The sequence below is a fragment of the Martinezella paranaensis genome, assembly GCF_014200235.1.
GTDB classification, from domain to species: Bacteria; Pseudomonadota; Alphaproteobacteria; order Rhizobiales; family Rhizobiaceae; genus Rhizobium; species Rhizobium paranaense.
On the sequence record NZ_JACHBI010000003.1, the window covers coordinates 57229 to 70641 of the forward strand.

General features: G+C 59.4%; 13 protein-coding genes. 9 read left to right on the forward strand and 4 right to left on the reverse strand.

Going from position 1 to position 13413, the window contains the following annotated elements; all coding sequences use genetic code 11:
- Positions 1-26: 26 nt before the first annotated feature.
- Both GGD50_RS09135 and ypfJ read left to right on the forward strand, forming a co-directional pair.
- Positions 27-521, forward strand: a complete 495-nt coding sequence (locus GGD50_RS09135; protein ID WP_107108840.1) for a DUF2306 domain-containing protein — start codon at positions 27-29, stop codon at positions 519-521.
- Positions 522-600: 79 nt separating this feature from the next.
- Positions 601-1536, forward strand: a complete 936-nt coding sequence (gene ypfJ, locus GGD50_RS09140; RefSeq protein ID WP_107108619.1) for a KPN_02809 family neutral zinc metallopeptidase — start codon at positions 601-603, stop codon at positions 1534-1536.
- A 19-nt stretch (positions 1537-1555) separates the two neighbouring features.
- On the opposite strand, the gene GGD50_RS09145 is transcribed toward ypfJ, so the two are convergent.
- On the reverse strand, positions 1556-2548 hold the full coding sequence (locus tag GGD50_RS09145; protein WP_107108618.1) for an aldo/keto reductase: 993 nt from the start codon (positions 2546-2548) through the stop codon (positions 1556-1558).
- Between the two features lie 117 nt (positions 2549-2665).
- On the opposite strand from GGD50_RS09145, the gene GGD50_RS09150 reads away from it, so the two are divergent.
- The 4 genes from GGD50_RS09150 (at position 2666) to GGD50_RS09165 (ending at position 7208) form a co-directional block, all read left to right on the forward strand.
- Positions 2666-3577 carry a LysR family transcriptional regulator gene (locus GGD50_RS09150; RefSeq protein WP_107108617.1) on the forward strand — a complete coding sequence of 304 codons (912 nt, stop codon included), beginning with the start codon at positions 2666-2668 and terminating at the stop codon, positions 3575-3577.
- Positions 3578-3739: 162 nt separating this feature from the next.
- Positions 3740-4996: a TCR/Tet family MFS transporter gene (locus tag GGD50_RS09155; RefSeq protein ID WP_107108616.1), complete on the forward strand. Its 1257-nt coding sequence runs from the start codon at positions 3740-3742 to the stop codon at positions 4994-4996.
- Between the two features lie 145 nt (positions 4997-5141).
- The gene (locus GGD50_RS09160) at positions 5142-6539 is read left to right on the forward strand and encodes an MATE family efflux transporter (protein ID WP_107108615.1); all 1398 of its coding nucleotides are present in this window, start codon (positions 5142-5144) and stop codon (positions 6537-6539) included.
- Between the two features lie 96 nt (positions 6540-6635).
- Positions 6636-7208 (forward strand): EVE domain-containing protein, encoded by a 573-nt coding sequence (locus GGD50_RS09165; RefSeq protein WP_107108614.1) that lies wholly within the window; start codon positions 6636-6638, stop codon positions 7206-7208.
- 201 nt (positions 7209-7409) lie between these two features.
- On the opposite strand, the gene carA is transcribed toward GGD50_RS09165, so the two are convergent.
- Complete coding sequence (carA, locus tag GGD50_RS09170; RefSeq protein WP_107108839.1) at positions 7410-8618, reverse strand: glutamine-hydrolyzing carbamoyl-phosphate synthase small subunit; 1209 nt, start codon at positions 8616-8618, stop codon at positions 7410-7412.
- 55 nt (positions 8619-8673) lie between these two features.
- Here carA and GGD50_RS09175 point away from each other — a divergent pair, with 55 nt between their 5' ends.
- Positions 8674-8835, forward strand: a complete 162-nt coding sequence (locus GGD50_RS09175; protein ID WP_181316078.1) for a hypothetical protein — start codon at positions 8674-8676, stop codon at positions 8833-8835.
- A gap of 91 nt (positions 8836-8926) precedes the next feature.
- The gene (locus tag GGD50_RS09180; protein WP_107108613.1) at positions 8927-9379 is read left to right on the forward strand and encodes a GatB/YqeY domain-containing protein; all 453 of its coding nucleotides are present in this window, start codon (positions 8927-8929) and stop codon (positions 9377-9379) included.
- Here GGD50_RS09180 and GGD50_RS09185 read toward each other — a convergent pair.
- Both GGD50_RS09185 and GGD50_RS09190 read right to left on the reverse strand, forming a co-directional pair.
- Entirely contained in the window at positions 9360-10262 is a 903-nt protein-coding gene (locus tag GGD50_RS09185) for a hypothetical protein (protein ID WP_246451106.1), read from the reverse strand. The two genes, GGD50_RS09180 and GGD50_RS09185, sit on opposite strands and share 20 nt — an antisense overlap.
- A 344-nt stretch (positions 10263-10606) precedes the next feature.
- Complete coding sequence (locus GGD50_RS09190) at positions 10607-10849, reverse strand: DUF1344 domain-containing protein (protein WP_107108612.1); 243 nt, start codon at positions 10847-10849, stop codon at positions 10607-10609.
- Positions 10850-11419: 570 nt separating this feature from the next.
- Between GGD50_RS09190 and dnaG the strand changes: the two genes are divergently transcribed.
- Complete coding sequence (gene dnaG / locus GGD50_RS09195) at positions 11420-13411, forward strand: DNA primase (protein WP_107108611.1); 1992 nt, start codon at positions 11420-11422, stop codon at positions 13409-13411.
- Positions 13412-13413: the final 2 nt, after the last annotated feature.

The following is a 13413-nucleotide window of genomic DNA, read 5'->3' on the forward strand; positions in this document are numbered from 1 at the left end:
TCGATAAACTCAACCGGATACAGATGATGACTCTTGAGCCGCTTATCGATGCCCCGATCGCGATCCAGATCCATGTCGTGGCGGTCGTTCCCGCCGCCCTGCTCGGCGCCTATCTTCTCGTCAGACCGAAGGGGACGCCGAGGCACCGTCTGCTTGGCAAGATATGGTTGGCCTTGATGGTGATTGTGGCGCTGTCGAGCTTCTTCATTCATCAGATCAACATGTTTTACGGCTTCAGCCCCATTCACCTGCTTTCGGTATACACTTTGCTTAGTTGCTGGGGCGCTATCGTCAATGCCCTCAAGCACAATATCGAAGCGCACAAGCGTATCGTTAGAAGTCTTTATTTCGGCGGCGTTGTCGGTGCAGGAGCTTTTGCCTTGCTTCCGGGCCGCATCATGAACGAAGTGGCTTTCGATGGCGATGAACTCGCCCCGCTCCTGGTCGCGGCCGGTATAGGCGTCGCGCTTTTGTGGCTGACGTCGAAAGAAATGTGGCGCCGCCGTCGTTTAACCCGATAGCCAACTGGCTTTGTCCATCTTCCTGGATATATAAATGCCTAAGGGACTTTAGTTTTTAGGCATCGCCGGGAGGTGCGCTATGGATTGGAAGGGACGTCGGCAATCCGACAATATCGAGGATGAGCGTGGCTCATCGCCGATGGATGGCGGTTCGGGAGGTGGTCCCCTCGGCGGTGGCGGCATGGGCTTTCCCGGCGGCGGCATGCGGCGCGGCGGCGGTTTGAGCATCAGCACCATCATCATTCTGGTGGTGATTTTCCTTGTACTGAGGGCCATGGGCGTCGACGTCATCGGGCTCCTGCAGCAGAGCGGCGCTTTGGACGGTGGTCCAGGTTACCAGCAGAGCGATTCCCGCGGCGGCAACGCCCCGCCGGCCAACGACGAGATGAAGCAGTTCGTGGCAACAGTGCTCGCCGATACCGAAGACACATGGACCGGCATCTTCAAGTCGATGGGCAAGACCTACACCGATCCGAAGCTGGTGCTGTTCTCCGGCCGTTTCCCGTCAGCCTGCGGCACGGCATCGGCTGCGACCGGTCCTTTCTATTGCCCGAGCGACCAGAAGGTCTATCTCGACATGGCCTTCTTCCAGCAGATGAAGGATCAATTCGGCGCAGCCGGCGATTTCGCGCAGGCCTATGTGATCGCGCATGAAGTCGGCCATCATGTCCAGGACTTGCTTGGTATCCTGCCGAAGTTCAATCAGGCCCGCCAAACCATGAGCGAGGTGGACGCCAACAAGATGTCGGTGCGGATCGAGCTGCAAGCCGATTGCTTCGCCGGCGTCTGGGGCAAGTTCACCCAGCAGAAAGGCATTCTGCAGGAAGGCGACCTCGAAGAGGCGTTGAATGCCGCGCAGCAGATCGGCGACGATACGCTGCAGAAGCGCAGCCAGGGTTATGTCGTTCCGGATAGCTTCAACCACGGCACGTCGGCACAGCGTGTAAAATGGTTCAAGCAGGGTTTCCAATCCGGCAAGCTCAGCGACTGCGATACGCTGAACAATCCGGTTTAAAAGGAGAAGGTGACCCTTCCTACTTCTCGCTGTCCATGTGCGCCAATTGCGCCTCCGCATAGCGGCCGCCAGCGGCGGCGCCCTTCGGGATTGCGCGTTCGATCGCTGCGAAATCCGCTTCGGACAATTCGACGGATAGCGAGCCGAGGGCCTCGGTCAGGCGATCGCGGCGGCGGGCGCCGATGAGGGGGATGATGTCCTCGCCTTGGGCGTCGACCCAGGCAATGGCGATCTGCGCAACGCTGACGCCCTTGGCGTCGGCGATCTGGCGCAGTGCTTCCACCAGCTCCAGGTTCTTCTCAACGTTTCCGGCCTGGAAGCGCGGGCTGAAGGCACGGAAATCACCCTTCTGCGCCGCATCCTTCTGCCAGTGGCCGCTCATCAGGCCGCGGGAGAGGACGCCATAGGCGGTGATGCCGATGCCGAGTTCGCGGCAGGTTGGCAGGATTTGGTCCTCGATGCCGCGCGAGATCAGCGAATATTCGACTTGCAGATCTACGATCGGATGCACGGCAGCGGCGCGGCGGATGGTGTCGGCTCCGACTTCGGAAAGGCCGATATGCCTGACATAACCCTGCTTGATCAGATCGGCCATTGCCCCGATCTGCTCCTCGATCGGCACGTTCGGATCGAGGCGGGCAGGGCGGTAGATATCGATATACTCGACGCCGAGGCGCTGCAGCGTATAGGCGAGGAAGTTGCGGATTGCGGCTGGACGCGCATCATAGCCTGACCAGGCGCCGGCGGGATCGCGCAATGCGCCGAACTTGACGCTGATCAGGAAATCGTCGCGCTTCACCCCTTTGATCGCCTCGCCGATCAGCATTTCATTGTGGCCCATGCCATAGAAATCGCCGGTATCCAGCAGGTTGATGCCGGCGTCGAAGGCGGCGTGAATGGTGGCGATGCTCTCGGCGCGGTCGGATGGTCCGTACATGCCGGACATACCCATGCAGCCGAGGCCGATGGCGGATACTTCGGGACCGGTCTTGCCCAATTGACGCATCTGCATTTCAGTTCTCCTTCATCAGCGGCGCTCTCCGAGAGGCGTCTTCGAGATCGGTTTACTCCATCGCCTGCTGTGCGATAATCCGGTTAAATTGAAACGGGCCGTTTGGAATTTTGTATAATGAGTGATTTGCCGCTTGCCGATCTCGATGCCTTTGCTGCCGTCGCCCGTGAGCGCAGTTTTCGGGAGGCTGCGCGTAAGCGCCATGTCTCAGCGTCATCATTGAGCGAGGCGTTGCGGCGGCTCGAGGAGCGGCTCGGTGTGCGCCTGCTCAACCGTACCACCCGTAGCGTCACGCTGACAGAGGCCGGCGAGCGGCTGATCGAGCGGCTGGGACCAGCGATGGGCGAGATCGCCACAGCACTCGACGATATCAACACATTCCGCGATACTCCCGGCGGGACGCTGCGGCTCAATGTGCCCACGGTGGCCGCCATCGTGATCATACCGGGGATCATCAATCGCTTCCTGAAAGCCTATCCGGGTATCTCGGTCGAAATCGTCGCCGAAGACAGTTTTATCGATGTGCTGGCGGCGGGTTATGATGCCGGCATTCGTTACGACGAGCGGCTGGAACGGGATATGATCGCCGTGCCGATCGGGCCACGGCAGCAATGCTATGCTACCGCCGCTTCGCCGGCCTATCTTGCGGCGAATGGCACGCCTCGTCACCCGCGCGACATTCTCGACCATCGCTGTGTCCGTCACCGTTTCCTCAGCAGTTCGGCCTTTCCTTGGGAGTTCGAAAGGGAAGGCGAGACGATCGTCATTTCGCCGCCCATGGTTCTCGCCACCAATTCAGTCGATATCGAACGCTGCGCTGCCGTGGAGGGTCTCGGCATCATCCGAACCTTCAGGGAGTTCATCGCGCCGCAGATCGCAAGCGGTGAGCTGGTTCCTGTTCTTGAAGAGTGGGATACTGCCTTTCCCGGCCCGTTCCTCTATTACGCAAGCCGTCGCCATATGCCGGCGCCGCTTCGAGCCTTCGTCGATTTTCTGAAATTGGAGCAGCGGCGCGTGAACGGAGGATAGGCGCCGTCTTTGCGCCGAAGATCAAAAAAATCGGGCGGCAAATCAAGAAGATTGAAGCGTTCACGGATTGTTTCCGGCAAAATCTTTCGGTATGGGGACGCTTTGATTTTTCGTTCACGTTCTGTCTCTTCATGGAGATGGGGCCACCAATAGGCAAACTCCATGATCGATCAGAAATTTGTACGTCGCGGCCTTTTCCTCGTCTTTGTCATCCTCTTCCTCGATGTCATCGGCATTGCCATCATCATGCCGGTCATGCCGAAATACCTCGAGGAACTGACGGGCGCTTCGGTCAGCGAGGCGGCCACGGATGGCGGCTGGCTGTTGCTTGCCTATGCTGCCATGCAATTCCTGTTCTCGCCGCTGATTGGTAATCTGAGCGACCGTTTCGGCCGTCGTCCGATCCTGCTCGCTTCCGTGCTGACCTTCGCGATCGACAATTTCATCTGCGCGATCGCCGGCAGCTACTGGATATTGTTCGCCGGCCGCATCCTAGCCGGTATTAGCGGAGCAAGCTTCTCGACGTGCTCCGCCTACATCGCCGACATCAGCAATGACGAGAACCGGGCTAAGAATTTCGGGTTGATCGGCATGGCCTTCGGCGTCGGCTTCGTGCTCGGACCTGTGATCGGCGGTTTCCTCGGTGAATTCGGCCCGCGCGCTCCCTTTTATGGTGCGGCAGCGCTGTCGCTCCTGAACTTTATCGGCGCCTATTTCCTCCTTCCGGAAACGCTGGAAGCGAGGAACCGCCGCCGGTTCGAATTTTGGCGTGCCAGTCCGCTCGGCGCATTGCGGCAAGTGCGCCGCTATCAGGGCCTTGGTTGGGTCTTCGTCGTCATGTTCTTCAACTGGTTGGCGCATGGTGTCTTTCCGGCGGTCTGGTCCTTCGTCAGCTCCTATCGTTATGGATGGACCTCGCTGGAAATCGGCCTTTCGCTCGGCACCTATGGCATTGGCATGGCGCTGGTGATGGGTTTTGCTATGCCTCGCATCGTGCCGGTGCTCGGCGAATGGAAGACCGTGGTGTTCGGGCTCGTCTTTTCCGGCATCGGCTTGCTGGGATATGCCTTCGCGTGGCAGGGCTGGATGGTCTATGCGGTGATCGTAGTCACGGTGATCGAAAACGTTGCAGACGCGCCGCTGCGCTCCATTGCAGCAAGCAAGGTGCCCCCATCGGCACAGGGCGAGCTGCAAGGCGCTCTCGGCAGCCTGACCAGCATTACTGCGATCATCGGACCGGTGCTGTTTCCCTACCTGTTTCGCTATTTTACCGCACCATCGGCGCCCGTGGCTTTCGCGGGCGCTCCATTCATCATGTCCGCGTTGCTGATTGCGGCCGCAGTGTTCGTCTTTGTTGCCAAGGTGCACAAGAACGAATCGAAAGCCGCGGTGGAACCGGCCGTTCAGGAAGTGGCCTAAATATTCATCAGATATTTTGATGATATGATGAATTCTTCAGCATCGGGGTTTTGCCGACTGGCTTTTCGGGTCAAGTTGCGCTAAGCCGATGGGCTTGCGCACCCCTGGGTAGGCGGTTTGCGCTTTCTTAAATCGAGTTTTCAAGATGGATACGCCGGTAGCTGCGCGCCCCTTCGCGCACGACAATAATAATTCGTGGTCTGCGCATGTCCGCGCCACCCTGGCGCTCGGCATACCGCTGATCGGCGCGCAACTGGCGCAGCTTGGCATCAACACAACGGATGTGATGATCGTCGGCCGTCTCGGTGCCGAGCAACTGGCAGCCATGGTGCTCTCTGCGCAGTTTCTCTTCACGATCCTGATTTTCGGTTCGGGCTTTTCCATCGCCGTCGTACCGCTGGTGGCTCAGGCCTATGGTAGGGGCGATGTGGCTTCGGTGCGCCGTGCATTGCGCATGGGCCTATGGGTCGTCACGGCCTATTGGCTGGTGGCGCAGCCGGCCTTTCTTTATTCGGAGCAGATCCTTCTTGCGGCTGGGCAAAAGCCGGATGTCGCGAGGCTTGCGAGCGGCTATATTGCGATCGGCCACTTCGCCGTGCTGCCGGGGCTGCTTTACAACGTCATTCGCGCACTCGTGAGCGCCATTGGCCGCGCCGGCATCATCCTCAAGGTCACCATTGCCATGCTGGTGATGAATGCGGTGCTTGCCTACTGCCTGGTGCTCGGCCATTTCGGCATGCCGGCGCTCGGGCTGCATGGTGCGGCGATCGTCTCCGTTGCGGTGCAGACGGCGGGGTTCCTGTTCATTCTCGGCTATGTGCAGAGCCGCGAAGAGACGCGCCGCTACGAAATCTTCGTCCGTCTTTGGCGGCCGGATTGGCATGCGCTCTGGGAAGTCGTTCGCCTTGGCTTTCCAATCAGCATCACGGTTCTGGCCGAGGTCAGCCTGTTTACGGCCGCTTCGCTGTTGATGGGGCAGATCGGTACGATTGAGCTCGCCGCGCATGGTATCGCGCTGCAGTGGGCGTCGATCGCCTTCATGATCCCGCTCGGCCTCAGCCAGGCGGCGACCGTGCGGGTCGGTGTTGCGCACGGGCAGGGTGATCATCTCGGCCTAAAGCGCGCGGCAATCGTGGCGCTTATCGTTTCGAGCTGCATTGCGCTCTGCGGCAGCATCCTGTTCGCGACGGCGCCGGCGTGGCTGGGAAGCTGGTTCCTTGACGTCAAGTCGGCAGAAGCGCCGCAGGTGCTCGCCTATGCGGCGCCGCTGATCGTCGTGGCCGGCCTGTTCCAGCTTGTGGATGGACTGCAGGCAATCGCCAGCGGTCTGCTGCGCGGTTTGAAGGACGCGCGCGTGCCGATGATCATGGCGCTGATCGCCTATTGGCCGATCGGTTTCTTCCTGGCATGGCTGCTTGCCTTCCCGCTTGGCTTCGGTGGGATCGGTATCTGGTTCGGCTTTCTTCTGGGGCTGGCCTCGGCCGCAACGATGCTCTGCACGCGGTTCTACATCCTGGTGCGCTCGGAGAAATTGGCTGGCTGACGCCGGTCAATTTGACGCCGGAGCGGGCAAGACTGCTGACAAAAATTGACAGCATGGTCGTCTATATTGGTGCCATACCAACGACGGGAGACGATCATGATTTTCAAGGCAAGCAATCGTAACGATGCCGCGCTGTTCCCGCGGGAAGAATCGATCAGTCAGGGTGCACCGGTGCGCCTCCTGCCGCATGCCAACGTGTCTCGCGGAGAACCCAAGCCTGCCGAGAAATCCTATTGGCTGGCAGTGGCTTCCACGGAGCACGTTCGCCTCGGGCGCGAACATGGCTTCATGCAGGTTTGCCACGGCAAGCCGGGTCCGCTGAAGCGCATCAAGCCGGGTGACGGCATCGTCTATTATTCGCCATCGCTGACGATGGGAGACCGGGACGGTTTCCAAAGCTTCACGGCCATCGGCTATGTCCGCGAGGGCGGGGTTTATCAGGCGCAGATGGATTGCGGAAAAGCCTATCGGCGCGATGTCGATTGGCTCGATGCGCCCGAGCAGCCGCTTCGTCCCTTGCTGGGTTGGCTGGATTTTACCCAGGATAAGAACTGGGGCTACAGATTGAGATTCGGGCTCGTCGACTTTGGACAGTCCGATTTCGAATTCCTGCAGGAGATCATGATGAGCGAACTGGAAGTCGTAAAGCAGCGTCGCCTGCAGGCGTAAGCCGATGTGAAGACATAGAGCGGTTCAGCGTTTCACGGAATCGCTTTCCCGCTCTATCCCTTTGTTTTTGCGCATTCCGGACGGAAAACCGCTGCGCACTTTTCCTGGAAGTGCTCTATACCTCCCAACTTGACGCGTAAAAAAAAGCCTCGGATTGATCGCGAATCCGAGGCTTTCTTATGTGTTAGGCGGCTGATGCGCTCAGGCGCGCTCGGCCAAAGCCGGTTCGCCCTTCTTCTCGCGCACCAGATTGACGAAGCGGCGGAAGAGGTAGTGGCTGTCCTGGGGGCCCGGAGAGGCTTCCGGGTGATGCTGCACGGAGAAGACCGGCTTGCCGGAAACGCGCAGGCCGCAATTGCTGCCGTCGAACAGCGAAACGTGAGTCTCCTCAACGCCTTGTGGGAGCGAGCTCGAGTCGACTGCGAAGCCATGGTTCATCGAGACGATCTCGACCTTGCCCGTCGTGTGATCCTTGACCGGATGGTTGGCGCCGTGGTGACCCTGATGCATCTTCGCCGTCTTGGCGCCGAGCGCGAGGCCGAGCATCTGGTGACCGAGGCAGATGCCGAACAACGGGATTTCGGTCTTCAGCAGGTCCTTGATGACAGGCACGGCATATTCGCCGGTTGCCGCCGGGTCGCCCGGACCGTTCGACAGGAAAATACCGTCGGGCTTCAAAGCCAAGACATCATCGGTGGATGCGGTCGCCGGCAATACGGTGACCTTGCAATCGAGGCCTGAGAAGAGGCGCAGGATATTGCGCTTGACGCCGTAATCGAGGCAGACGACGTGATATTTGGCATCGTCGGCGTTGAGTTCGCCGTAGCCTTCGTTCCAAATCCAAGGCGTCTGGGACCATTGCGACGATTGGCCTGACGTGGCGACCTTGGCGAGGTCGAGGCCTTCCAGGCCGCTCCAGGACTTCGCATCCGCCTTCAATTGCTCGATATCGAAGACGCCGTTCGGATCATGGGCGATGACGCCGTTGGGCATGCCGTTTTCGCGGATCCAGGCGGTCAGCGCGCGGGTGTCGATGCCGCACATGCCGATGATGCCGCGAGCCTTCAGCCACTGGTCGAGATGCTTTGCGGCGCGGTAGTTCGAGGGATCGGTGATATCGGCCTTGAAGACGACGCCGACGGCGCCATGCCGGGCGGCAGGCGTCAGATCTTCGATGTCTTCGTCATTGGTGCCGACATTGCCGATATGGGGGAAGGTGAAGGTAACGATCTGGCCGAGATAGGAGGGGTCGGTCAGGATTTCCTCGTAGCCGGTCAGCGCCGTGTTGAAGCAGACTTCGGCTTGGACCTTGCCGGTCGCGCCGATACCCTTGCCTTCGATTACGGTGCCGTCGGCGAGAACGAGCAGGGCACTCGGCTTTTCAGTTGTCCATGGGGCTGTCGCGGTCATTGTCATCCCGTTTCCGGCGTCGTGCGCGGCCTTGAAAAGACCGTGGGCTTCCGCCATGTTTGTGCCGATTGCAGCCGGCGACGTGCGTCGCGGCTTGAGACCTTCATATCGATCTAATGTGCAGGTGCTGGACATAGCCAAACAAGGCGTGTCGGTCAATGCGCCCCGTTCGTTTCCCGCCAAGGAATTCGCCGGCTTTCGAGCAAACCTGATGTAATTGCATTGATCGCCGCTGATGGTCTATGAGACTGGCAACGTGAAATGAGAGGCTAGGCGATCGTCGCCGGCTTGCTTAAGGAGTTTAAGACATGATCCGCGAAACGCTTTCCAACGCCCAGAAAGATGCCATGAAGGCCAAGGACGCGGCGAGGCTTTCGACCGTGCGCCTCATCCTCGCCGCGATCAAGGACAAGGACATTGCCAATCGTGGTCTCGGCAAGGAACAGGCAAGCGACGACGAGATTCTGCAGTTGCTCGCCAAGATGATCAAGCAGCGCGAAGAGTCGGTGAAGATCTACATGGATGGCGGACGTCCGGAACTGGCCGACAAGGAACGCGAGGAAATCGCTGTTATCCAGGGCTTCATGCCTGAGCAGCTTTCCGACGAGAAGGTGCGCGAGATCTGCGTCGCCGTCGTGGCGGAACTGGGTGCGCAGGGTCTGAAGGACATGGGCAAGTGCGTCGCCGCCCTGCGCGAGCGCTATGCCGGGCAGATGGATTTCGCCAAGGCTTCGGCGATCCTCAAAGAGCTGCTGAAGTAAGTCTTTGTTGCTCCGTCGGTGCGGGCTCGGGCTGCGCGCCGACGGTTTCTTCCCAGACATTGCCGATGATGGCGAATTTTTCGGCCTGGTAGTCCCAATATTCCTGAATGAAGCCGCGGGAGAGCCAGAAGTGGCTCTTGCCCGGACTGCCGACCCAGCCCACGCTTCCCATCGCCGATGCCTTGCTCATCAGCCGTTTCACATGCGTTCTGGAGATCAGGAAGCGTTCGCAGATCTCGCTGAACGAAATCGGACCGATATCCATTCTCGCCGCCGTCGGATCCATCGTTCCGATGCGGGAGATCAGATAATCCATGATGACGCCGCCGGAATTTGCCCAGGTGAAGAGATCGAAGGTCTCGCCGGGATGGCGAACTCGGTCGCTGGCAATGATTCTGGATGCGACTGTCGGCTGCAGCACTGCAACGAGTTCCGGTCGTTCGACAAAAGTCGCAATCCGCTGGCTGCCATCCAGGCTGTCGAGCACCATGAGGTGGATATAAAACCATTTCGCGAGCTGTTCGACCGCCGCTTCGGTCGGCTCGATCGGGCGCAGGCGCTTGTCGGGTGAGTCGGGCAGATGGCGCATATAGCGATAGGCGAGCATTTCCTGGATGAAGCTCAGCGCCGTATTGTGGCTGGCGATCTCATGTTTGAGAACGTAATCCACAAAGCGGCGGGCATAGAAGCCCGGCGGCTCTCCGTCTATTCCGCCGTAATGCAGTCCGAGGCCGGCTTGGGCCATCAGCCAACGTTGCTGGGAAGCAAAAACAGAGCTCATGCGTGGATTGCCAACGTATGCGGCAACCATCTCGCGCGAGCAGCCGAGAACAATTGTGAAGAAACGAAGATCAGAGGCAAGTTCTTCCGCAACGAATGACATATGAAGATTTCCAATGAGCCGGGGAATTCATCGGCGCGGCGGTGTCAATTGTCAATTGAATTTGGATGTCATGGCGTAAATGGAGTATTGCTAATATATCCGCTCCGGCTAGAGCTTTGATGAGCTGGGGGCAATCGCCGAAACGGCGTCGAATTTAGCGCGCTTTGCGCCACCCTTGACCGCAAATAGAGAAGGCAGGAGCTGGGGGAGCTCCTGCCTTCTTGCGCTTTGCAGGCGTTTGATGACGCAGGGTGGGGCCCAAAAATCAAACGTCTTTTGCAAAGGCACCCAGGTGAGGCGGCGCCGGGGGTAGGGATGGTGCCTCACCTGGGTATGGGTGAACTTTACTTGATGATCCTGACTTGCTCTGGCGAATCCATGCCTTGCGACTGCAACCAGGATATCTGAACCTTGATGCCGGCTTTGAGGGCCGGAACTTTCATATCAACGGGTACCTGATAATCGGCCCCGGTATAAAGCACGTTCGTCGTCACCGCCGGTGCTACACCCTGCGTTGTCGTAGCCGAGCTATAGTTAGCTGTGGCGAAGAGGGCAGCGGCAGCAAAGGGTACGAGCAGAACGCGCATTTGAATTCTCCCAAACTGGAAACCTGTACCTCTGGCTTCCTGTCCGTCGGGGCGTCTAGGCATGTCGCGTCGCGAAGCATTTGTTCGCCGGCTTGTCTCGTCCCGTGAGAAGAAAGCTATTGCGCTGCACACCAACAATCAAATTACAAAAAAATAATGTTTGGCTTACGAACTATGCCTCAAATGCGCCACCGGCAGGGAAGAACGCGCGCCTTTCGACCTTCGGCAACGGTTGCCGCTTGCGTCGTTTTTCGCCCTTAACTGCTCATCCTTATAATCAGTAACTCTTTGCTTTTGCGAAGTTTTCGGCACGGTCTAGCTGTGGTGCCGGGTTTTTGCGATGCACATATAGGCGGGAAAAGCTGGACCTGATCCTGCCTCTGACGATGCCGAAAACCGCCTCCCAACCAGGGGCACGGACATGAATTGTGCCGAAGCTTTCACGGAGTTGTGATCGGAAAAGTTGAATTCGACTATCCAGCGAGAAGGCTGTGAATAGCGGGCGTGGCGGAGGGTTCTCGTGGCAATGCGCTCCGTTCCTGATTATATGGGGGCAAGCCAGAGGTAGTCATGCGATTTTCCAATACGTTTCTCGATGAGATTCGCGACCGCGTTCCCATTTCGGACGTGATCGGTCGACGTGTGACCTGGGATCGGCGCAAGACCAATGTGCCGCGCGGCGATTATTGGGCCTGCTGCCCGTTCCATGGCGAAAAGTCACCGAGCTTCCACTGCGAGGACCGCAAGGGCCGTTATCACTGCTTCGGTTGCGGCGTCACGGGCGATCATTTCCGTTTTCTGACCGAGATCGAGGGGCTCAGCTTCCCCGAAGCGGTGCAGCAGATCGCCGACATGGCGGGCCTTCCCATGCCGGTCGCCGATCCCATGGAGGCAAAGCGCGAAAAGGAGCGCACATCGCTGCTCGATGTCATGGAAATGGCAACGCAGTTCTTTCAGGATCAGCTCCAGGCGGCAAACGGTGCAAGGGCGCGCGCCTATCTGCGCGATCGCGGCCTGACCGGCCGCACCATCGAGACCTTCCGCCTCGGCTATTCGCCGGACAGCCGCAATGCACTCAAGGAGTTTTTAGCCGGCAAAGGCGTCTTGAAAGAGCAGATGGAAGCTTGCGGCCTTGTCGTGCACGAGAATGTGCCGGTCTCCTACGACCGCTTCCGTGATCGTATCATGTTCCCGATCCTGTCTTCGCGTGAAAAGGTGATCGCCTTCGGCGGCCGTGCCATGTCGCCGGATGCGCCGGCCAAATATCTCAATTCCAACGAGACCGAACTCTTTCACAAGGGCAATGTGCTTTACAATTTCACGCGTGCGCGCCGTGCCGCCCAGGGGAACGACGGTGCAGGGACGATCATCGCCGTCGAAGGCTATATGGACGTCATCGCGCTGCATCAGGCTGGCGTCGAGAACGCGGTTGCGCCGCTCGGCACGGCGCTGACGGAAAACCAGCTCGAACTCCTGTGGAAGATGACGCCCCAGCCGGTGCTCTGCTTCGATGGCGACGGCGCCGGCATTCGCGCCGCCAATCGTGCCGCCGATCTGGCGCTGCCACATATCAAGCCGGGCCGTACCGTGCGCTTCGCCTTGCTGCCCGACGGCAAGGATCCCGATGATCTCGTCCGCCACGATGGCCGCGCACCTTTCGACAAGGTCATGGCGCAGGCAAAGCCGCTGGCGGAAATGATCTGGAGTCGCGAAGCGGGCAGTGGCACCTTCGACACACCGGAGGCGCGCGCCGAACTTGAGGCGCGGCTGAAGCAGATGGTTTCGGTCATATCGGACGAGAATGTCCGCCGGCATTATCAGCAGGACATGCGCGACCGGCTGAACGGGCTGTTCCAGCCGCAGTTCCAGCGCGGCGGCAATCAGCAGGGGCGCGGTTTTTCCCGCGAAGGCAATGGCCGCAATTTCGGTGGCCGCGGCGGGTCGACCCGTGATCGGCAGCAGGTCGCCAATATAACGGCGTCGGATCGCTTGACGCGTTCAGGCATGATCAAGGGTCATCAGGACATACCGGGGCTGCGCGAGAGCGTGTTGGCGTTGACCATCGTCAATCATCCGGCGTTGCTGCAGGACGAATATGATGAGATCGCTGCGATCGATTACGAAAGCCGCGAATTGCAGCGTCTGTGGTCCGCCATGCTCGGCACGGCAGCAGCCATGGCCGGCCCGCAGCTCAATCGCGAGCGGCTGCTCGAGCAGTTGGAGGAGCAGGGTTTTGCCGCATTGCTGAAGAGCCTCGACCAGCAGGTGCGCAATGCCCGGCTTTGGACGGCGACCGAGGAAGCCGCCACGGAAGATGCGCGCGAGGGATATCGCCAGGCGCTTGCGCTTCACAAGCGGTCGAAGGCGTTGCGTTGGCACAAGATCGAGCTGCAAAGCGCGATCGCCGAGGCAACGGAAGAGGGTGACGGCGACCTTATCGAGCAGTTGATGCGCGCTTTGCAGGAAGTGCAGCTCGAGGCTTTGCGCCTCGAAAACCAGGAAGCGATCATTGATGGCTTTGGCGTGCTTTCCGGTCGCATCAAAGGGGCAGCGGGGAAATAGGG

Coding starts and splice junctions, on each gene's coding strand:
- ypfJ (WP_107108619.1), top strand. CDS start 601: ATGGATTGGAAGGGACGTCGGCAATCCGACAATATCGAGGATGAGCGT.
- GGD50_RS09135 (WP_107108840.1), top strand. CDS start 27: ATGACTCTTGAGCCGCTTATCGATGCCCCGATCGCGATCCAGATCCAT.
- carA (WP_107108839.1), bottom strand. CDS start 8,618: ATGACCGCGACAGCCCCATGGACAACTGAAAAGCCGAGTGCCCTGCTC.
- GGD50_RS09165 (WP_107108614.1), top strand. CDS start 6,636: ATGATTTTCAAGGCAAGCAATCGTAACGATGCCGCGCTGTTCCCGCGG.
- GGD50_RS09155 (WP_107108616.1), top strand. CDS start 3,740: ATGATCGATCAGAAATTTGTACGTCGCGGCCTTTTCCTCGTCTTTGTC.
- GGD50_RS09190 (WP_107108612.1), bottom strand. CDS start 10,849: ATGCGCGTTCTGCTCGTACCCTTTGCTGCCGCTGCCCTCTTCGCCACA.
- GGD50_RS09160 (WP_107108615.1), top strand. CDS start 5,142: ATGGATACGCCGGTAGCTGCGCGCCCCTTCGCGCACGACAATAATAAT.
- GGD50_RS09185 (WP_246451106.1), bottom strand. CDS start 10,262: ATGTCATTCGTTGCGGAAGAACTTGCCTCTGATCTTCGTTTCTTCACA.
- GGD50_RS09150 (WP_107108617.1), top strand. CDS start 2,666: ATGAGTGATTTGCCGCTTGCCGATCTCGATGCCTTTGCTGCCGTCGCC.
- GGD50_RS09175 (WP_181316078.1), top strand. CDS start 8,674: ATGTTTGTGCCGATTGCAGCCGGCGACGTGCGTCGCGGCTTGAGACCT.
- GGD50_RS09180 (WP_107108613.1), top strand. CDS start 8,927: ATGATCCGCGAAACGCTTTCCAACGCCCAGAAAGATGCCATGAAGGCC.
- dnaG (WP_107108611.1), top strand. CDS start 11,420: ATGCGATTTTCCAATACGTTTCTCGATGAGATTCGCGACCGCGTTCCC.
- GGD50_RS09145 (WP_107108618.1), bottom strand. CDS start 2,548: ATGCAGATGCGTCAATTGGGCAAGACCGGTCCCGAAGTATCCGCCATC.